This is a genomic window from Terriglobales bacterium, from assembly GCA_035567895.1.
Classification (GTDB): Bacteria; Acidobacteriota; Terriglobia; order Terriglobales; family Acidobacteriaceae; genus Gp1-AA112.
Genome location: DATMPC010000058.1, coordinates 363,856 through 384,157 on the forward strand (window position 1 = coordinate 363,856; position 20,302 = coordinate 384,157).

The window sequence follows — 20,302 nt, forward strand, 5'->3', positions numbered from 1 at the left end:
TACGCTATACACCTGTCATCCTAAGGCCCGCTTTTCGCCGGAGGATCTCCCGCGATGCATCAGTCTTAATTGCATCTTCGAGGCTCTTCCATTGGAATTCTGGCCAAAGTGCCGGGACGGTGCAATCAAGTCTGAAACATTCCGGGAGATCCTTCGGCCAAAAGCGGGCCTCAGGATGACAATCCTATAAGACAGTTCATCATCGGGAACACGACGTTCACGAACTAATTCGCATTCCTCCGTGTACTCCGTGGCTCCGTGGTGAACCGGTCCTACGCCTCGATCAGGAACTTGCCCTCGCGCATGATCTGTCTGTCATCGACCCAAATATCAAACCTCCGCCCAACGACATCAATGTGAGTTGACGAATACCATTTAGCTCCGGTGTGCTCGCCGTACGGATTGCCGAACGCAATGTGAATCCCCGGGAACTTCTCGTCCTGTAGTATGTGGCCGATCACGTCCTTGAGCTCAATGTTCGTGCCGATCGCGAACTCGCCCACGCGATCGCTGTTGTCGTCGGTATGGGTGTAAGCCCAGAAATCCTGCTCAAGTTCCTTGTTCTCACTGTAAGCTTCGGTCAGTCGGTTCCCCTTCACGCGGATCGTCAGCGGTGCTTCCTTCAGGTCGCCGAACTTGGCGCAGAGATAATCCCCGACCACGCCGTCGATGACATAGGTGCCATTTACTTCGCCCGGCGTAGTGAAGATTTCGCCGCCAGGCAGGTTTCCCCACTTATCCGGACTGATCAGTCCGCTGGTCTTCAGCCATTTGTAGTTCGGCTCGAGATCGGCGACGAAATCGCTTCCCGCCGCTGTCTTCGCTTTGATTTGTTTAGCCACGGTGACCTGATCCAACACCCTGCTGCTGATGCGATCGACTTTCAGGAAGTCCGCGCGCATGCCTTCCAGCATGATCTGCCGATTGATGTTCACCATGTGCGCATGGCGTATGCGACGACGATTTACGATCTCCGTCATCTGCATTCGCGAGCGCAGCTCGTTGGTCTGAACTTGAACGGCGAAGATGCTTACCTGGCTGGTTTCGAGGTCTTCAGCGACCTCGGGAGGAAGTCCGGTTAGCGGTCGTGGAGCGAGGTCTTCGAGCATAAACGCATGAAACGGCGCACCAACATTCTCGACTTCCCTTGCAATGCTCGCCGCGATCTCCCGGCTCACAAGATCGGTAATGATTGTGACCTTTTCGCTCGGTTGAATGCGCAGACAAATTTGAACTGCGTTGCGGGCTCCAGGAGTCAATTCCGGATCGAATGGAATGTTAAGGCGCTCTGGCGTGCGGATTGCGATATCGCGCGTACTGACTACTCCCATCAGTGAGTCACCGAAGCGGTTTCGGTGTCAAACACGCCCACTTTTGTCTCTTCCACCATGTAATCGACCACTCTCTTCAGATCTCCGGTCTCTTCAAACACCTTGAGTTGACGATCAGCGCCATTCCCCATGTCAAGGATACGATGAATATAGTTGATCTCTTCACGGCTATCTAGCTCGTCGAGCACATCGTCGACAAATTCCAAATATTCATAGAGAAGATCGCGCTCATTCACCTCGGCCTCAATGCCAAAATCGATGAGTTTTCCATCAAGACCATAGCGTGCCGCGCGCCACTTGTTTTCCATGAGCAGCGCTCGGCCATAAATGCGGAATCCCTGGTTGCGTGAGTGGAGACGGTAGAGCTTCGCGATGGTGGCCTGAATGAGCGCAGCCAGCGCGATGGTTTCTTCGAGCCGCATTGGAATATCGCACACACGGAACTCAAGTGTGCTGAAAAATGGATGCGGACGGATGTCCCACCAGATCTTCTTCGCATTATCGATACAGTTGGTCTTGATGAGCAGATTCACGAAGTTTTCGTATTCCGACCAACTGGAGTACGAATTGGGGATATTGGTTCTCGGGAATTTGTCGAATACCTTGCAGCGATACGATTTGAGTCCCGTTTTCATCCCGAGCCAGAACGGCGAGTTTGCGGAAAGCGCGAGCAGGTGCGGCAGGAAGTACCGCGCCTGGTTCATCAGATGGATTATCGTCTCGCGATCCTCAATTCCGACGTGAACGTGTAATCCGAAGATCAGGTTGGTGCGTGCCACTAGCTGTAAATCTTCGACAACCTTGCGATAGCGTTCGTCAGGGTAAATCTCCTGCGCACGCCAGTCTGCAAACGGATGCGTTGCACCCGCGGCGAGCAGCAAGCCATTGTCCTTGGCGAGGTTGATCATGTCGTGGCGCAGCTTGCGGATGTCCTTCTTCGCTTCCTTGATGTTCTTGCACACACCAGTGCCTACTTCGACAACCGACTGGTGCATCTCCGCCTTGATCTGCTCCTCCATGATCCGCTTGCCCTTGGCGATGATCTCGCTGTGGATGTGGGAACGCAGATCGCGGGTTTCGGGATCGATCGTCTGATATTCCTCTTCAATACCGATGGTGAATGAGGGCTTCATAACAGTGCTCGCTAGGCGCTCATTCCTGTCTGCGCTGGCGGCTTGGTTCGTGACTTTCCGGCAAGTTTGGCACTCGCTGTCTTAGGCGTTTCGGACGATGCACCAGAAAGAAACGCCGACCAACGAAGATCCCGAGCCGGATTCTCGTCGCTCAATGCCTTCTTCACCGCAAGTTCGGCGACAGCGTTTACGATCCATTCGAAGTTTTCTTGTCCAACTGAATTCACGTCGGCATCTGGAGCCGGATTCATGAAGTCGATCGCATACGGGATTCCGTCTTCGCACGCAAACTCGACTGTGTTCAGATCGTAGCCGAGCGCCCGGCAAAGGGTGAGCGCATCGCGCTCGACTCGTTCCAACAGCTTAGGATCGATCTTCGGACCGTCCTTTACATAGCGCTCGTGATGCGGCCGTCTCGGATCGTACTGCATGATGTGGACCTTCTCTTGTCCGACAACATAGCAACGGAAGTACTCCTGGAACTTCACCGCACGCTGCAGCGTCATGCAGAGATCGCGCGTTTGATCGTAGGCTCGGAAAAAGTCTTCAGGAGTGTGAACGTGATAAACGTCGCGCCATCCGCCACCGTCAAACGGCTTAAGAAAAGCCGGAAACTGAACGTACTGGAAGACCTCATCCCAGTTCATTGGATAGATCAAGTTGCGCATCGATTGATCGGTGGTTCCCGGTGGGTGCTCCTTGTGCGGAAGGACCACCGTTGCCGGAACGGCAACGCCCAGCTTCTCAGCCAGCGCATAGTTAAAAAACTTGTCGTCGGCGCTCCACCAGAACGAATTATTGATGACGATCGTCCCGTTGAGAGCCGCATTCTTCAGATACGCACGATAAAACGGGATGTCATGCGAGATGCGGTCAACGATCACGCGATATCCGCTCGGCTCCGCCATGCGTATACCGCCGATCTTGACGAACTCAGCTTGTACGTCGCGATTACCCATGGAATTCACCTTCTCGACAAAAGCTCCCGGAAAGGTGTTCTCCATGCCAAAGATGATGCCAATTTTCTTAGCGGCCATTTGAAGCTCCAAGGGCCTTCTATTCTACTTCGTTGGACAAGTGCAGCACGCTTGGCCTCCTAGCGAGGTTAGCGCGGAGATCTGATCAGCCTTGGCTGCGATGCAGCGTCTGGAAAGGGGCCGCCGTTCGCGGGATTTGCGACTTTAGTTGATTGCTTATCGCTCATCGCTAATTGCTGCCCTTATGTGAAATACACCTGAGCCATCCGTTGCCACCATGGCCAATCGTGCCCCGTGTGGTCACGCCACACATCCAGCCGGTGAGGAATGCGCTTGTCACGCATGATTTCGGCGAGCCGTTCGTTGTCGTTCCAGCACATATCGTGTTCGCCGGTCGCGAGCACGTACTTGTTCTGCCGGTAGCGATCCAGATGCCAAGGATCACCCATGTTTCTCAGATAATGAGGAGGGTTGTTGAAGTAACAGTCGTCATCGTAGTAGCCGTCGAGGAATTGCGTGATCTCGAAGGCTCCGCCCATACTCAGGCATCCGCTTACGACATCGGGCCGGCGGAGGGCCATGTTCATTGCATGATAGCCGCCGAAAGAGCAACCCGTAGTCGCGATATCCCAGCGTGAATTCTTCTGTTTGATCAGCGGCACGACCTCGTGCAGCACGTAGTCTTCGTACTGCATGTGGCGAGCGATCCGCCACCGCGGCGGGACATTTTTGTTGTACCAGCTCTCCTCGTCCACGCTGTCAACGCAATAGAGCTGCAATCCTCCACCTTCGATCTTGTGCCAGGTGGCGCCCACCATGCCTCGATCTTCAAACTCGAAGAAGCGTCCGCGTGACGTTGGAAAAACGATCGTAGGCAATCCAGCATGCCCGAAGACCAGCAACTCCATATCGCGTCCAAGACGCGGTGACCACCATTTGTGATATTCGCGATTCATTTTGAGAGTGCGGAAGTCCTGTATGGCAATCCCAATCGGGTGATCGGGCCATCGGATGATCGGGCAAAGTGAAACAACTTTCTGATTTTGTGGATTCGTGATTTCAGTGATTTGAAAATCGTGAAATCGCAAATCAAGATCACTCGATTCTTACTTCACCCGATCACCCGATCACCCAATTCCAAGATGCTTTTTCCTTGCAACATTAACTGAGCCATGTACTCTAACAAACAACGGATGCCCACTGAGAATTTTGATATCGCAGAGCATGGCGGCGCGCAGGATATTGAGGATTCCGCGCCGCAGGTTGAAATACCCAAGGAACAAAACGGCGGTGTTCACAACACCGATAGCGTTCAGCGGCACCACAACTTCATCTCAAAGTTCGTGGCTTACCGGCGCGATTTGGTCGTTTATCTCCCTCCCGACTACGAAGAGAGCAACCGCCGTTACCCGGTGCTGTATCTGCACGATGGACAGAACCTTTTTGATCCTGAAACAGCATACGTCCGCGGCATGGACTGGAAGGTCGACGAGACTGCCGATGCGCTAATCCGCTCCGGTGACATCGAGCCCCTGATCATCGTAGGGATCTTCAACACTGGCGAGCATCGTATCGAAGAGTACACTCCCACACGCGATCGTAAGCTTGGCGGCGGACATGCCGAACTCTATGGGCGCATGCTGGTCGAAGAGCTTAGACCGTTCATCGACCAACGATATCGCACGCTTCCCGACGCCCATAACACCGGCCTTGGCGGTTCGTCTCTCGGCGGACTGGCCACGCTCTATCTCGGTTTCACCCATCCTGAAATTTTTGGCAAGCTGGGCGTGCTCTCTCCGTCAGTCTGGTGGGACAACAAAGCCATTCTCAAGATCATTCAGAAGACCCAGCCGAAACCACGATTGAAGATTTGGCTCTCCATGGGGACGGAGGAGAGTAAGACCGGAGTACGCGATGCCAATCTTCTCGACCACGCCCTTATTGCCAAAGGCTGGCGCGAAGGCGAGGATCTGCATTACGAAGTCATCCCCGGCGCGAAGCATGAAGAAGCTGCATGGGCAGAGCGCGTGGAACCGGTCCTGCGCTTTCTATTTCCAAACACGTGAGTCGGATGACTCACAAGAGGATCATTTTGGGACTCGAAGCCGGCGCGCCTTTTCGTAAACGTCAACGTACTCACGAGCTGGCTGCTCCCAGGAAAAGTTTTGACGCATGCCGTTGAGCATCAACTCTTTCCAATCGTCCTTGTTCTTGAAAGTCGCAAGCGCCTGTAACATTGCAGCGATTAGCTGTGCGGGATGGTAGTTCGCGAATTTAAATCCTGTTCCACTGCGCTCCTTGGGATTCCATTGCTCGACCGTGTCCTCCAGGCCGCCGGTGGCCCTTACAACGGGAACGGTACCGTATCGCATGCTGTAAATTTGCGTGAGGCCACACGGTTCGTAATGAGAGGGCATCAGAAAAATGTCGCTGCCCGCCTCCACCAGGTGAGCCAGCGGATTGTCATATGCAATCTTTACCGACAGACGATCTGGATAACTCTGATGCAGCGCCCGGAACATCTCCTCATAGTGTGAGTTGCCGGTACCGAGAACCACCAGGACAATGTCCTCTTTGAGCAATCGCGGAAGGGCAGCTTCCATCAAATCAAATCCCTTCTGCGCAGCAAAGCGTGAGATAACTGCGACTATTGGCGAACGCATCTGTTTTGAGATTCCGTACTGCTCCAGCAGAGCCTCCTTGCACTTCGCTTTACCGCCAAGATCGGATGTCGAGAATCTTGCAGGAAGGTAGCGATCTGCAGCAGGATTCCACTCGCTGTAGTCAGCGCCGTTGACGATTCCGACCAGACGATCGGCTCTCTTCCGCACGGTATCGGCAAGACCGAATGCGAATTCGTAAGTCTGTATCTCCTTCGCGTATGTTCGGCTCACCGTGGTTACGTAATCCGAATACACGATCCCGCCTTTCAGAAAGTTCACTTTGTCGTAGAACTCGAGACGGTCCATGGTGAAAAGTGACCATGGCAGCAGGAGCTTCGGCATAACACTGTTGGGAAAGAGGCCCTGATAGCCGATGTTGTGGATCGTCAGCACGGTTGCGGTCAGCGCAAACGTAGCGTCATATGCATATAGGCTGCGCAGCAACACCGGAATCAGCGACGTCTGCCAGTCGTGAACGTGGAAAACATCGGGCGGCCCGAAACGCTTGGACGATTCGATCACCGCGCGACAAAACATCGCGAAGCGCTCAGCGTTGTCCGCATAATCGCCGTGGCTGTCACCATACAGTCCGTCGCGGTAGCTAAATTCGGGATGGTCCACGAAGTAGAATTGCACTCCATCGTGCTTCCCACCGTCTATGATCTGGCAAAACAGGAGATAGTCCTGCATTGGAACCGTAAGGTTCGCGATGGCCAAGTGCGCTTCTTTGAGATGGGTTCGCCGATACCTCGGCAGAAACACTGTAACTTCATGGCCCAAGGCGGAGAGAGCTTTGGGGAGAGCGCCGACAACATCGGCGAGACCGCCGGTCTTCGAGTACGGCACGCCCTCCGATGCGGCGAAGGTAATTCGCATCCAGAGCTCCTTCAGCTTGGATTCGCTACTTATCCGCCTGCACGAGAATTCCCGCACCGGCCGGAGATCCTGAAATTCGTGCTCTCAACAGAGAAGAACCGAGAGGCAAAGGCAAAACGTCGAGTCTAATGTCCTCACAAAAGCAGGTCAACGCTGCGCGCCACAAAGCATCCGCAAAGCGCAGAGCGAAACTCGGACAAAACTTCCTTGTAGATGCAAGCGCTGCACGCCGCATCGTGGATGCTCTCGGCGATATTGATCAGTCGACCGTCGTAGAGATCGGACCCGGCCGTGGCGCACTTACGCAGCTTCTTGCGGAGCGCGTCGGGCATCTGGTCGCAATTGAATTCGATTCGATGCTGGCCCCGCAGTTGCGCGTAGCCTTCGTGAACTCCGAGAACGTGGAGATCGTGGAAGCCGATTTCCTGAATGTTCCGCTGACTGAGCTGCTGCAATCGCATGAGACCTCACAGAACAAGCGCGCCAAAGTAGTTGGAAATATTCCCTACTACATCACCTCAGACATTCTCCTGCATCTTTTCGAGCAACACGAATCGATCGAAATAATTGTCGTGATGGTGCAAAAGGAAGTAGCAGATCGCCTTGCGGCCGAACCAGGGACTCGCGATTACGGATTGCTGACTGTCACGGCGAATCTGTTTGCCGACGTCGAGCGGCTCTTTACGTTGCCGCCGGGTGCCTTCTCGCCTCCGCCGCAGGTGTTCTCCAGCGTGCTGCGCTTCCGCATTTCACCGAAGGCCTCTGATTTGCAAATCCACACTGACGAATTTCTTGAGTTTTGCAAATTAGCGTTCGCTCAGAAACGGAAGACTCTCTTCAACAACCTGCGCGGCCGGTATGAAGATAAGCAAATCCGCGAGGCGATGCAGGGAGCGGGTGTACGTGCCGATGCTCGTGCTGAGATGCTCGGTTTACAAGAATTAGCGGCGATCTATCGTGTAATAAAGGACAGCAGAGGGAGCCATTAGATTCAGATTCTCTCAGTGGTGACCTCCGCCACCAGAGTGCCCACCACCACCAGCGCCTCCGCCTCCACCTGATCCGTGCGACATGGATCCGCCAGAGAACGACGGCGATGCGGTATGCATTGACCCCATGGACGGCGCACTCATCGGCCGCGATTCCATGCGCATGGCTTGGGCCTGCGATGAAGGATGCGATTCCATTCTGGGACTCATCGGCGCAGGCGATGCGTGCGTATTCTGTGGCGTGCTTGGGAAAGAACCTCTCATCGCTCCCGAAGGCACGGCAGGAGCTGTTTGCGAACCCGCCTGCCTGGAGCGATTAAGGTCAAAGTTGCGCTGATCTCGCTCCATCCGCTCATTGCGGGGAGCGTCCCACCGCTGCTGCCCTGCCGTTGGCTGATTCCCACGCCCAGAGCCACCGATGACTGTATTTCCAGGAAATCTGCCCACGATGGTTTGAGGGGCTGAGGAGTTGCCGGGCGCGAAGCCAGACGCTGGAACAGTTGTTTGCGATTGGCCTTGGCGCAGTATCTGCCTATTCGTATCAGCTTCTTTCACTGAGCGAGGCCAACGGTGCTCAAGAGCGTCGTTATCGAGCACGATTCGTCGTGGCGGTACAACGGTGGGCGCGCCGCCATTAACAGCAATCACCGAAGGACCATGAACAGGAACTTCGGGACGACGGAAATTCGGAGGCCGATTATGGACCGGCGGGACCGTATGCCAGGAGTTCCAGTGATTCCCTGGAGCCCAGCACCATCCGCGCCCATTGACGAAACGCCATGATCCGTAGCGGTAAGGCGCCCAGCCCCAAGGATAACTCGAGACGAACAGATATCCCGATCCGGGATAGGAAAGCCAATATCCGTCGGCAAATGGATCCCAACCGAGTGGCGCATATGCTGGACGCCACATGTTGCCGTATCCGGGAACAAAGAAGTAGTCGCCGTAACTGTTCAGGTCGGAGAGCCCATAGACTAAGTTATTCGTGCCATTAACAGCGGCAGTCGAAACGACTTCGTCATGGTTCTTGACGCGCTGGTTGTCCCACTGGTCGTAGTTCTCCTCGTCAACGCTCTTCGCCAGGTAGTAGCGGGTGGGATCGTCATCGTCGAGACGAATCGTTTCTCCCTTGCGCACGGCAACTTCGGAGGCCGATCCGTTGGAAACCTGTACCTCGCCACTGAGCACTGCTAATTCCACCTGGTGTTTATCGGTGGAGACACGGAAGTGAACAGCCTTCGACAATTCAATCCGATCGCGTCCGGCGATCAGGTGGAAGCTGTCTTGATCGCGGTGTCGAATGTCAAAGTAAGCAGTTCCTTGTTCTAGTTCGATCGTCGTATTGCGACCACCGTTCGAATCCAAACTCAGATCGGAAAAGAGAACGAGCGTGTCCGGAGTCAGCCGGATCGAGCTGCCATCCTCGAATTCTGCCTCGGCTTGGCCGTCGCGCGCCCACAATCTCCATCCGTGCGAGATCGGCATGTTTATGTATGCCGTGTTGAAGCTGCGGCCATCGCCCTTGTCGAGTTCTACATCACCATCGACGTAGCTCAAACGGACAATTCGGGCGTGCGAGTCCGCCAACGCAGGCGCTGCCAGGATCAGGAGGAGAAAAACCAGTAGAACAGTAATGCGAACCGTAAGGCGGGGGGACGAGCCTAATGCCGAACCGGACATAACGGGCTCCATAACTTCTTCAGTACATTAGATCACTTTCTCAAGCCAGACGCTGCGAATTTATTGGGTTGGATTGGGAGGAACTGCCAGGCCCGCCCGCGTAAGAATCCGCTGAGCGGTTTGCTGAGCTATATGAAGAACCGTGCGATCACTCACAAGGCGTTGGAGAACCGGCGCGATCGCCTGCACCTCGTACAAATGCCCATCCTTCGACAAATCGTCGAGCGCTTTGAGATCCTGGTCGAGCGACAGCTTGTCGAACCGGCGGTCAAATTCCAGCTTGCGGCCACTTTCGATGGTCAGTGAAATTCCCTGAAAGATCTCCGTAAGCGCTTGAATGGAGGGATCCTCAGAGTAGTTGTAGGTAGTCGCTGTATGGCGGGTCGCGTCCTGATAGCCCAGGGTCTTGCTTCCAGTCTGGGCAACCGGGTGCGCTGTGAACTCGAACTGGCCGTCGAAGAACCTGAGCTGCTCAGCTAAAGCAAAGATCTTTTGACGCAAAGGCTCAGTGGTTTGAAATTGCTTCGTGAACCTCTCCTGTGAAGCAGCGTCATTGGCTTGCACCGATTGCTCGGCGTTGCTCTCGACCGGCTGATTGCGCTCCTGTGGTGAAGTCAGGGAATGGTCGTCCGAAACGTAGTCCAGTTGGCCGTTCTGATGCACGGTAACGATGTAATCGGAGGGCCGCCCATATTTCCATGAAAACTTGAATACTACAGATGCATCCTGTTGTTGTGCATGGAGTTGACTAGCAATGAGACTGATTATGAAATAGCTTGCAAACCGCCGAAGTGCTCTCATCGGCGACTTGCCACCTCGTAGCGCTTGAGTGTCGCATGCGTGTGCAGGTGGCAAATAGCAATCGCCAGGGCGTCTGCCGCGTCTGCAGGTCGAGGCGGTTCGGGAAGGTTCAGCAGATGCGCCACCATATGCTGCACCTGGATCTTTTCTGCCTTGCCGTAACCCACGACTGCAGACTTTATCGACAAAGGTGAGTACTCGGCCACTTCAAGACCTGCCGAGGAAGCAGCGAGCATAGCAACTCCGCGCACCTGACCGAGCTTGAGAGCCGATTTAGCGTTCACCGAGTAAAAGACTTCCTCGATTGCGACCATCTGGGGAGAGTTCGTAAAGATGAGGTGCGAGAGTTCCGTAAATACAGTGCACAGGCGCTTTGGCATCGTTTCGCGCTTAGGGAGATGGATTGCACCAGCGACAATGAAGACAAGGCGTCCATCCGCATGCTGCTCCACCACACCATAACCCGTGTATTCGGTGCCGCAATCGATGCCTAAAACCCGCATTGTTTCGAGTTTAACTCAAGCCGACTAATTCACCACGGAGACACGGAGGCACGGAGCAAACCGAACCGAAATCCTTCTGCTTTCTCCGTGCCTCCGTGTCTCCGTGGTTGATAGAAGTTTCGGCGCTGATTTAGCTTGTATTTAAGAGCATGATCATCGAAGCCTTACACCAGGTGGCGAATCACCGCGAGTCGCTCTCGCGCGAGGCGGCCCGCGAAGTTATGTCTGAGATCCTCAGCGGGGGAGCTACAGACGCACAGATCGCGGCGCTCCTGGTTGCTCTTCACATGAAAGGGGAAACGGTCGAGGAGATCGTTGGCTTTGCGGAGGCAATTCGCAAGGCGGCGGCTCCCCTGAAGCTGCAGCATTTCGCTCTCGATGTCAGCGGGACAGAGCGTGATGCCTTGGTCGACACCTGCGGCACCGGCGGCGATGCCAGCGGAACGTTCAACATCTCTACGGCGACTGCGCTGACCGTAGCCGGAGCTGGCGTGCGTGTAGCCAAGCACGGCAATCGCAGTGTCACTTCGAAGTGTGGGTCGGCAGATGTCGTTGAGGCCCTCGGAATCAACATCACATTGCCGCCTGCTCGCGTCGCCGAGTGCCTGGAAGCGGTTGGCATCGCATTTCTGTTTGCTCCATCAATGCATTCGGCGATGAAATACGTTCAGCCTGCACGGCGTGAACTGCGCCTGCGGACCGTCTTCAATCTCCTGGGGCCACTCTGCAATCCAGCCCACGCTTCAGCACAGGTTGTCGGGGTCTACTCGCGGTCGCTTGTGGAGAAACTCGCACAAGCCTTACAAATGCTTGGCCTCCAGCGTGCTCTAGTCGTTCACGGCCATGACGGCTTAGATGAGATTACGATCACAGGCTCGACGTACGTGGCTGAGGTGAGAAATGGGACGATTCGCGCCTATGACATCTCCCCTGAAGAGTTCGGCTTGCGCAGCGCTCCGATCTCCGAAATTCAGGGCGGTGACACGAAGGCAAATGCCGAAATCATCCGACGAATTGTCGATGGAGAGCGTTCTGCACGACGCGACGTCGTGTTGCTGAATGCAGCCGCAGCGTTGGTCGTGGCAGGCCGCGCAGATTCCATTTCTGAAGCAATGCCCATCGCCGCTGAGTCGCTCGACTCGGGGGCAGCGCGCGAAAAACTGGCAAAGTTGGTGGAGTTTACCTCGGGAAGGCGGACCTAAGACCTTGTGGTCCTAACTCCTCAGACTCTGTCATCCTGAGTCCGCCGAGGCGGACGAAGGATCTCCCGGAATATCTCAAACCGCATCCCGGCTCTTTGGCCAAGGATTCTCGTGAGAGAGCCAGGACGGTGCAAAGAGGCAGAGCATTGCGGGAGATCCTTCGTCCGCCTCGGCGGACTCAGGATGACAATCCCGTGCGTTTCGCGTCGCTTGGCGCCTAGAGCTAAGTCGGTGGCTTCCAACCTTCCCTCCTATAAAATCGGATTGACCTTCACGCTCTACCATGCCGCGCTACGAATACCGCACCCTTCATCCTGACGCCGAGAAGAGCTTTCTTGCGTGGATCGATCACCTCGACAAAGAATTTTCCAATCCCGATCCAATCCACCGCAGCGTGATCGTGCGCGACGCGCTGCATCAGCTCTATCTTGGTCGTCCGTATGTACCCGAAGGTGAAAACGAAGAGTACGACAATGCCTCGGTAACATCCCAGCTCTCGGCACGAGCATTGACGCACTCATTTGATCCGCGAAATATTACCCTCGAGCCTGAGTACTACGGCGACATCGACGCGGTTCGTTATGAACCTCGCAAGCCGCTCATCTGGTTTTGGATGATGTTCGATCGCTCGCCGCTCGGACTCAATCACTGGCTGGGTTATCGCGTGCGCTACATGGTGGCCAAGCACGTGCTCAAGTCACTCGGCAATAACGTGAAGTTCTTTCACGGAATTGAGGTTTCGTTCGGCTACAACCTGACCATCGAAGACGATTGCGTCATTCACAAGTACGTACTGCTCGATGATCGCGGCGATCTCATTGTTCGTGAAGGCAGCTCGATCTCGGACTATGCGAACGTCTACTCACACTCGCACGATTTGAACGACTCGATGATCGTGACCAATCACAAAACTGTGATCGGTCCGCGTGCTCGGGTTACGTACCACGCCACTGTGCTCAGCGGAGTCACAGTCGGGGAGCACGGAATCGTAGGCTCAATGGGGGTAGCGACCAAGGATGTTCCACCGTTCAACGTGGTCGCGGGAATCCCGGCGAAGACCGTGAAGGTGAAGACCATTGCCGAGGGGACAGGGAACAGGGGACAGGGGACAGGAAAACCCTGATCCTCTCAATTGCTTCGCCACACGCCTTACGAGATTGTCGTTTTGATTTAGTCTGCTGTTCCCTATCCCCTGTTCCCTGTCCCCTATACCCTGTTAACATCAACTTTCCGCAATGAATTTGCATGCTGTAGTCGTCGTTTTCGACATCATCGTCTTTCTTTTCGCCATCAGCGTGCACGAGTCGGCGCACGCGTGGATGGCAAATCGGCTTGGCGATCCTACGGCGCGGATGCTGGGCCGCATCAGCCTCAATCCGATTAAACACATCGACCTGTTTGGCACAATCCTGCTGCCTCTGATCGCTGCAATCACCGGAGCTCCGCTGCTCGGATGGGCAAAACCAACGCCAGTTGACACGCGAAACTTCAAGCATCTGGTGCGCGATGACATCCTTACGTCTCTGATAGGTCCCGTCAGCAATTTCATCGTTGCCGTTGGCTGCTTTGTTCTGCTGGGAATTATCGCGAAGACGTCGGCTACAGGGCACCGCGTTGTTCAGGACATCGTCTCCAGCGGAACGCTCGACACAAGCTCTGTCATCACGCCCTTCGCAGCAATTCTGTACGAAGGCATCTTCATCAACGTGCTGCTCGGCATTTTCAACTTGATTCCTTTGCCTCCGCTCGACGGCAGTCACGTATTGCGTCACTTTCTGCCGGACGGAGTCCGCCGCATGTTTGATATGGCAGGAATCGCGATCCTTTGGATCCTTGTGCTCCTGAAAGTACCGTTCCTCGGGCCTCTGCTCGGACCTGCGATGGACATCTTCAGAAACAACCTAATGAGACTTTGATGGATCAGGCCTCTTCTCAAACTTCTATTCCCAAATCGAACCAGACAGCCTCCGGACGCAAGCAGCGCATCCTGAGCGGCATGCGTTCTACCGGCAAATTGCATCTCGGCAACTATGTTGGCGCGCTCGCGAATTGGGTGAAACTGCAGGAAAATTACGATTCGTATTTCTTCATAGCAGACTGGCACGCGCTTACGAGTGACTATGCGGACACTTCTCGTGTGAAACAGAACTCGATCGAAGTGATGCTGGACTATTTAGCCGCAGGACTCGATCCGAAGAAGTGCACGATGTTCATTCAATCGCACGTGCCGCAACATGCGGAATTGCATTTGTTGCTCTCGATGATCACGCCCTTAGGTTGGCTGGAGCGGGTTCCCACCTATAAGGAGCAGCAGCAAAATATTCGCGACAAGGACCTGAATACTTATGGGTTCCTTGGCTATCCCCTTTTGCAATCGGCCGACATCATGATCTATCAGGCTGAGTTCGTGCCGGTTGGCGAAGACCAGGTTCCACACATCGAGATCACGCGCGAGATTGCGCGGCGCTTCAATGGCTTTTATCCGCGACTCGTGAAGCCCGGCGATTCCGATCCTCGGCGAACTTACGTTTTTCCCGAACCGCAGGCTCTACTCACTCCATCGCCAAAGCTCCCGGGCACCGATGGACGCAAAATGTCGAAGTCGTATGGGAATTCGATTCTCATGAGCGATCCCGAGCCAGTAGTTCGTCAAAAGCTGAAGACGATGGTTACCGATCCGGCGCGAGTGCGGCGCACTGACCCGGGCAATCCCGACGTGTGCCCAGTCGGAGATGTGCACAAAATTTTCAGCAGCAGAGATACACTGCAAAAGGTATACGCTGGATGTCGCAGTGCCAGCATCGGCTGCATTGAGTGCAAGACTTGGGCTGCCGATGCACTGGTATCAGTGCTGAATCCGATGCAGGAGAGACGCTGGCATTATGAACAGAATCCTCGCGAAGCCTGGGAATTGCTCGAAGATGGAGCCACTCGCGCCAGCAGAGTCGCCGAGGCTACGATGGAAGAAGTTCGCATTGCGATGAAAATGTCCAAACATTATGAAGCGCCAGTCGAAGGAGCCGCACAGTAACCTTCATGTCTGAGACGCCCACCATCCACCGCGAACCCAGCGAGTTCCCTTTCGCTGTCAGTGTGGGCACGGTCTACGAAGGGCCGCTGGATCTTCTACTCGATCTGATTCGCAAGCAGGACATCGACATCTATGACATCCCAATCGCGAAGATCACAGCGCAATATCTGGGATACGTTGAGAGTCTGAAGCAGCTCGATGTGGATGTAGCGGCCGAGTTTATTTACATGGCTGCCATGCTCATCCATATCAAGTCGAAGATGCTTCTGCCGCGCGATCCCGATGCTCCCGCTGAGGCCCAGGAAGACCCGCGCAACGAGCTAGTCGAGCGTCTGCTCGAGCACGAGAAGTTTAAGAGCGCAGCACAGATGCTCTTGCAGAAGCAGCAAATTGAAGAAGCAGTCTGGAGCAATCCTGCGCTCAAGGACTTCAAGGAAGATGAAGGAGCAGAGCCGGAGCTGGCCGCGGATGTCGTCGACCTGGTGCGCACGTTCCAGCAGATTCTTGATCGTCTCCGCGAGCGTCCCATCATTCAGGTCGATCAGGATGCTGTCACTGTCGCGCAAATGATCGACTATCTACGCCGACGGCTGCTACTCGAAGAGAAGCCACTGCGTCTCAAACGCCTGCTGCAGCCGATGCAATCCAGGAACGCATTGGTGTGTACCTTTCTTGCCCTGTTGGAACTTGTGCGTCTGCAGGCGATTCTGTTGCGGCAGGAGGCGGTCTTTGGCGAGATACTAATCAAGAAACACGAGAACTTCGAAGCCGTGATGGGCGAGGCAGCGGCCGTTCGAGATGATTGGAAGTAGATAATTCCGCAGCATGGTAGCGACGTCCGCCGAGGCGGACTCGTCTCTACGCTGCACAATGAGCCATCCATGAGCCTTAAAGCAAAACTCGAAGCAATTATCTACGCTGCTGAAGAGCCCGTCACAATCGAGCAGATCGTCTCTGTACTCCAAGACGAGATCTCCGCAAACCTGGGATCACAATCCTCCGAGGCGCCGCCATCAGTGGACGCCATCGAGAGCGACGAGCATCAACCAGAACCGCATCTCGTCCTTACCGATGCCAAGCAGGAAGCCAAACAACAGCGCCAGCGCAGCCAGCGACGTGTGCGGGAAGTTCTGGAAGAACTCATCAAGGAATACGAAGCACCCGAGCACGGCATGGAGATTCGGCAGGTGGCCGGCGGATACCGCATGTCGACCAAGCCGGAGCATCACGACGTAGTCCGCTCATTTGCCAAGGGCCTGAAACCGCCAATTCGACTATCCCTGCAAGCGCTGGAGACGCTGGCCGTAATCGCTTACAAACAGCCGGTCACCGCACCTGAAATTAGCGAAATCCGTGGAGTCGATTGCAGCGGAGTGCTTGCCAATCTGATCTCACGCAAGCTCATCACGACCGCCGGACGAAAGCAGGTAATCGGCCGCCCAATTCTGTACAAGACCACGAAGGACTTTCTGCTGCGCTTCGGCCTTAATGACATAAACGAACTTCCGAGCATTGAGGAATTTGAGAAGCTGACTTCGGCCGCACAGGGCGATCTTCTTGTTGAAGGTGACGCCCAGACAAACGGCGCTGCAGATGCTTCCGTCGGCGAAGTCGCAGATCAACAAGAAGCATCCACACCGGACGACCACGTAGACACTCAGGCAGCATCGTAGGCACAGTCCGCCGAGGCGGACGTCTCTACCATCCTGTAAGAAAGTACCCATGCCCCTTGAACGCCTCCAAAAGATCATTGCTGCGGCTGGGATTGCCTCTCGCCGGAAAGCCGAGGAGCTCATTCAGTCAGGATTGGTGAGCGTTAACGGTACTACGATCACGGAGCTCGGCAGCAAGGCCGATCCCAATGTTGATTCGATTCGCGTCAACAACCAGCTTCTCAAGGGCGCCGAGCGCCACGAATACGTAGTTCTCAACAAGCGCAGAGGATACGTAACCACGGTATCCGATCCTGAGGGCCGCCCTACGGTGATGGAGCTTGTTCGTAGCAAAGCGCGCCTTTATCCAATCGGACGGCTCGATTTCAACAGCGAAGGCCTGTTGCTGCTCACGAATGACGGCGACCTTGCCCACAAGCTGATGAAGGCCGCCTCACACATTCCTAAGACGTATCTGGTCAAAGTCGCTGGACAACCGGCAGAAGACCAGCTCCGGCGATTGCGTGGCGGAGTTACGATCGCGGAAGAGCGCGACCCAAAAAGGAGAGTGCGCACCGCTCCGGCGCAGATTCGCGTGATCAAAGAAGCGGACAATCCCTGGCTCGAGGTCACTCTGCACGAAGGACGCAACCGGCAAATTCGGAAGATGTTCGAGGAAGTCGGACACCACGTAGAAAAGATTCGCCGCGTTCGCTATGGGCCGCTCGAGCTCGATTTGCCACCCGGCGAGTCACGAGTTCTGACACCCAGAGAAGTATCGCAGTTACAGCACGCGACGGAACCGCGCGAGATCCCTCGATTCGAGCGCGCCGACAAGCGTCCCAGGCGCGAAGCCAATGGAGCGCCTCGCCGCCCCTTCAAGGAGCGGACTGAGCGGCCAGCGCGTGCGGACCGAAATGAAAGTGCACCGCGATTCGCCGAACGAGACAGCGGCAGTGATCGCGAACAGCGGGGGCGAGAATTCAGAAAGCCTCGACCGAACTACGATCCTGCGCGGCGCGCTGCCGGGCGCAGGGATCGGCCCGCGAGCTTCACATCGCAGCCGGATGATCGTCGCCGTGAACGGCCGAAGCAATTCTCCGATCGACCTCGCCCAGACAAACGTACCGGAGAATTCTCCGACCGACCGCGGAGAAGTAGAGGCACATTCGGTGATCGACCAGCATTCGAGAATCGCCGTGGGGATCGTCAAAATTTCAAACGTCCAGAGCGCGCTGGAAACGCACGTGAAGGCTTTGGTCAACGATCGAAGTCCCCGCGTTCTGGACCAAGCGCCGGTGGCAAGCGCTGGTCTAAATCGCCTGGTCGTGCAGGTAACCCGAGGCGGTCGGGCAACGGGCCACGCCGCGGACGTTCCTGATACACTCTCAAGTTCTTTGACCCTCTCCTGAAGCGAATTGATGAAAAAGATTGAAGATTTTGTACCGGCTCACATACGAGCGCTGTCGAAGTATGTGCCGGGCAAACCGGTGCGCCAGGCCGAACGCGAGAGCGGTATCCGCTGCATAAAAATGGCGTCGAACGAGAACCCATTCGGGCCGTCGCCGCTGGCAATCGCAGCCATCAGACAGGCAGCAACGGCAATCAATTTTTATCCTGACAACGACGCCAACCACTTGCGTCTCGTCCTGGCTGAGCACCACGGCGTCGAGCCGGAGCAGATTCTCGTCACCGATGGTTCAACCGCCCTGATCGATATTCTTGCCCGGACTCTGCTTGCTCCAGGACTGAATGCCGTCACCAGTAAGTGCTCCTTCATCATTTATTCAATCGTCACGTGTGCAGCGGGCGGGGGGCTGATCGAAGTTCCAACCCGGAACGACGGATTTGACCTTGATGCCATCGCTGCAGCGGTCACTCCAGATACGCGTGTCGTGTACATTGCCAACCCAAACAATCCGACTGGGACGATGTTCTTTGCGGACGAGCTTGATCGATTCATTGAGCGCGTGCCAGCTCACGTGATGATCGCTCTCGACGAAGCCTACTCCGACTACGGAGAGTTCCATTCGCGCAGGAAAAATCAAACCTATTCGCGCTCGATCGATTGGGTGAGGAAAGGCCGCCAAAATGTAATCGTGTTGCGGACCTTCTCTAAAGCGCACGGATTGGCAGGACTGCGAGTTGGTTACGGCGTCGGCGATCCGCAGATGCTGCGCTATCTCGCCCAGATGCGAACTGCGTTTTCGGTTTCCACCGTAGGTGAAGCCGGCGCTATTGCTGCCCTCAAGGACGAAGCCCACATTCGTCTTTCAGTGGAGCGCAATAGTGAAGGCGTGGAGTACTTAACTCCGCGTTTACAGGATCTCGGCTTTCGCGTTGTGCCCACGACCGCCAATTTCATATACCTTGAGACGTCCGAAGATCCAACTCAACTTGGACGACGCATTCAAAACGAAGGATGCATCGTCCGCAGCCTCGCGCCTTGGGGTATCCCTAACGCATTACGTATAACCGTTGGCACGCCCGACCAGAACCGCACGTTGATCGACGCGGTCGCGCGCGCCCTGCGACCGGTAAATGCCCACTAGACCATCCGCCATCGCAAGCCGAATTACAGAAGCGCAGACTCACTGAGCGACGCGGACGCGATGCTGCCAACGTGTCCAGACGAACCAGATAATTCCAATCAGAATGATCGCCCCAATTACCTTGTCGAACTGGTGGAAGTATTTTCCAAGATAGTTCCAGTGCTCGCCGGCTTTCATTCCCAAGTACGCTAACCCCAAACACCACGGGAACGAGCCAACGAAGGTGTACATGTGAAATCGGAAGCGAGGCATGCGAGCGATGCCCGCCGGAAGGGCTATGAACGTGCGAATCACTGGGAGCATGCGGCTGATGAGCACAGTCCAATCGCCGAACTTCGCGAAGAAACGATCAGCCCAATTAAGTTCGGCCTCAGAGAGCCAAATGTAAGAGCCATAGCGTTCGACGAGCGGACGTCCACCGTAGTACCCAATCTCATACGCAACAGCAGAGCCGACATTGCAGCCAAGGGCGCCCATAAATGCGACTATCCACAAATTGAATTGGCCGGTGTAAACGAGGTAGCCGGAAAACGGCATGATTACTTCTGACGGCAATGGAATGCATGCGGACTCAATTGCCATCAGCAACACGATGCCGAGATATCCCATCGAGGAGATCACGGAGATGACGAATAGCCCTAATTTTGCGATTAGATTTTCGACCAATCAGAAGTCCTGCGCGTCCTGAGTGTAGGTGTAGCCGGGTAGGGTTGCGCCGTCGGAACCCTTTTGAACCTTCACTCGGATGGTATCGGAGTTCGCGGCGTTGGCATCCGCCTGGCGCAGGATCGCGAATTGCGTGAAGACTTCGTTATAGAGCTTGGTCACCAGGTAGTTGGATCCGTTCTCGTCGTTGCGCCACACTTGGCCAAGCTGAATCGCTTTCACGGGCATAAATTCAAGATATCAGAA

General features: G+C 55.3%; 20 protein-coding genes. 10 read left to right on the forward strand and 10 right to left on the reverse strand.

Annotated elements, in window-relative coordinates:
• Window positions 1–272: 272 nt before the first annotated feature.
• The 4 genes from VNX88_12550 to VNX88_12565 form a co-directional block, all read right to left on the reverse strand.
• Complete coding sequence (locus VNX88_12550) at window positions 273–1,331, reverse strand: aminopeptidase (GenBank protein ID HWY69491.1); 1,059 nt, start codon at window positions 1,329–1,331, stop codon at window positions 273–275.
• Window positions 1,331–2,464 (reverse strand): carboxylate-amine ligase, encoded by a 1,134-nt coding sequence (locus VNX88_12555; protein HWY69492.1) that lies wholly within the window; start codon window positions 2,462–2,464, stop codon window positions 1,331–1,333. Before VNX88_12555 ends, VNX88_12550 begins: the two co-directional genes overlap by 1 nt.
• Window positions 2,465–2,475: 11 nt before the next feature.
• Window positions 2,476–3,501 (reverse strand): hypothetical protein, encoded by a 1,026-nt coding sequence (locus tag VNX88_12560; GenBank protein HWY69493.1) that lies wholly within the window; start codon window positions 3,499–3,501, stop codon window positions 2,476–2,478.
• A 182-nt stretch (window positions 3,502–3,683) separates the two neighbouring features.
• Entirely contained in the window at window positions 3,684–4,529 is an 846-nt protein-coding gene (locus tag VNX88_12565) for an alpha/beta hydrolase-fold protein (GenBank protein HWY69494.1), read from the reverse strand.
• A 105-nt stretch (window positions 4,530–4,634) separates the two neighbouring features.
• Between VNX88_12565 and VNX88_12570 the strand changes: the two genes are divergently transcribed.
• Window positions 4,635–5,507 (forward strand): alpha/beta hydrolase-fold protein, encoded by an 873-nt coding sequence (locus VNX88_12570; GenBank protein HWY69495.1) that lies wholly within the window; start codon window positions 4,635–4,637, stop codon window positions 5,505–5,507.
• A 21-nt stretch (window positions 5,508–5,528) separates the two neighbouring features.
• On the opposite strand, the gene glgA is transcribed toward VNX88_12570, so the two are convergent.
• Window positions 5,529–6,980, reverse strand: coding sequence for a glycogen synthase GlgA (gene glgA, locus VNX88_12575; protein HWY69496.1), 1,452 nt, complete (start codon window positions 6,978–6,980; stop codon window positions 5,529–5,531).
• A gap of 128 nt (window positions 6,981–7,108) precedes the next feature.
• Here glgA and rsmA point away from each other — a divergent pair, with 128 nt between their 5' ends.
• A complete protein-coding gene (gene rsmA / locus VNX88_12580; GenBank protein HWY69497.1) occupies window positions 7,109–7,969 on the forward strand; it encodes a 16S rRNA (adenine(1518)-N(6)/adenine(1519)-N(6))-dimethyltransferase RsmA in 861 nt (286 codons plus the stop codon).
• A 12-nt stretch (window positions 7,970–7,981) separates the two neighbouring features.
• Here the strand turns inward: rsmA and VNX88_12585 are convergent, their stop codons facing one another.
• The 3 genes from VNX88_12585 to ruvC are packed head-to-tail and all read right to left on the reverse strand — an operon-like array spanning window position 7,982 to window position 10,953.
• Window positions 7,982–9,649: a FecR family protein gene (locus tag VNX88_12585; protein HWY69498.1), complete on the reverse strand. Its 1,668-nt coding sequence runs from the start codon at window positions 9,647–9,649 to the stop codon at window positions 7,982–7,984.
• Window positions 9,650–9,709: 60 nt separating this feature from the next.
• Window positions 9,710–10,450, reverse strand: a complete 741-nt coding sequence (locus VNX88_12590; protein ID HWY69499.1) for a hypothetical protein — start codon at window positions 10,448–10,450, stop codon at window positions 9,710–9,712.
• A complete protein-coding gene (gene ruvC, locus VNX88_12595; protein ID HWY69500.1) occupies window positions 10,447–10,953 on the reverse strand; it encodes a crossover junction endodeoxyribonuclease RuvC in 507 nt (168 codons plus the stop codon). The genes VNX88_12590 and ruvC overlap by 4 nt, the downstream gene beginning before the upstream one ends.
• A 149-nt stretch (window positions 10,954–11,102) precedes the next feature.
• Here ruvC and trpD point away from each other — a divergent pair, with 149 nt between their 5' ends.
• The 8 genes from trpD to hisC all read left to right on the forward strand — a co-directional run bounded on the left by trpD (window position 11,103) and on the right by hisC (window position 19,390).
• Window positions 11,103–12,155, forward strand: coding sequence for an anthranilate phosphoribosyltransferase (gene trpD, locus VNX88_12600; GenBank protein ID HWY69501.1), 1,053 nt, complete (start codon window positions 11,103–11,105; stop codon window positions 12,153–12,155).
• A gap of 283 nt (window positions 12,156–12,438) precedes the next feature.
• A complete protein-coding gene (locus VNX88_12605; GenBank protein HWY69502.1) occupies window positions 12,439–13,278 on the forward strand; it encodes an acyltransferase in 840 nt (279 codons plus the stop codon).
• A 112-nt stretch (window positions 13,279–13,390) separates the two neighbouring features.
• Entirely contained in the window at window positions 13,391–14,071 is a 681-nt protein-coding gene (locus VNX88_12610; GenBank protein HWY69503.1) for a site-2 protease family protein, read from the forward strand.
• Window positions 14,071–15,186 (forward strand): tryptophan--tRNA ligase, encoded by a 1,116-nt coding sequence (gene trpS, locus VNX88_12615; protein ID HWY69504.1) that lies wholly within the window; start codon window positions 14,071–14,073, stop codon window positions 15,184–15,186. Before VNX88_12610 ends, trpS begins: the two co-directional genes overlap by 1 nt.
• 5 nt (window positions 15,187–15,191) lie before the next feature.
• Window positions 15,192–15,998, forward strand: a complete 807-nt coding sequence (locus VNX88_12620) for a segregation/condensation protein A (GenBank protein ID HWY69505.1) — start codon at window positions 15,192–15,194, stop codon at window positions 15,996–15,998.
• A gap of 69 nt (window positions 15,999–16,067) precedes the next feature.
• Window positions 16,068–16,859 (forward strand): SMC-Scp complex subunit ScpB, encoded by a 792-nt coding sequence (scpB, locus tag VNX88_12625; protein HWY69506.1) that lies wholly within the window; start codon window positions 16,068–16,070, stop codon window positions 16,857–16,859.
• A 49-nt stretch (window positions 16,860–16,908) separates the two neighbouring features.
• The gene (locus tag VNX88_12630) at window positions 16,909–18,219 is read left to right on the forward strand and encodes a pseudouridine synthase (GenBank protein HWY69507.1); all 1,311 of its coding nucleotides are present in this window, start codon (window positions 16,909–16,911) and stop codon (window positions 18,217–18,219) included.
• Between the two features lie 40 nt (window positions 18,220–18,259).
• Window positions 18,260–19,390, forward strand: coding sequence for a histidinol-phosphate transaminase (hisC, locus tag VNX88_12635; protein HWY69508.1), 1,131 nt, complete (start codon window positions 18,260–18,262; stop codon window positions 19,388–19,390).
• A 39-nt stretch (window positions 19,391–19,429) separates the two neighbouring features.
• On the opposite strand, the gene VNX88_12640 is transcribed toward hisC, so the two are convergent.
• The gene (locus VNX88_12640) at window positions 19,430–20,056 is read right to left on the reverse strand and encodes a DedA family protein (protein HWY69509.1); all 627 of its coding nucleotides are present in this window, start codon (window positions 20,054–20,056) and stop codon (window positions 19,430–19,432) included.
• A complete protein-coding gene (locus VNX88_12645) occupies window positions 20,057–20,284 on the reverse strand; it encodes a hypothetical protein (protein ID HWY69510.1) in 228 nt (75 codons plus the stop codon).
• Window positions 20,285–20,302: the final 18 nt, after the last annotated feature.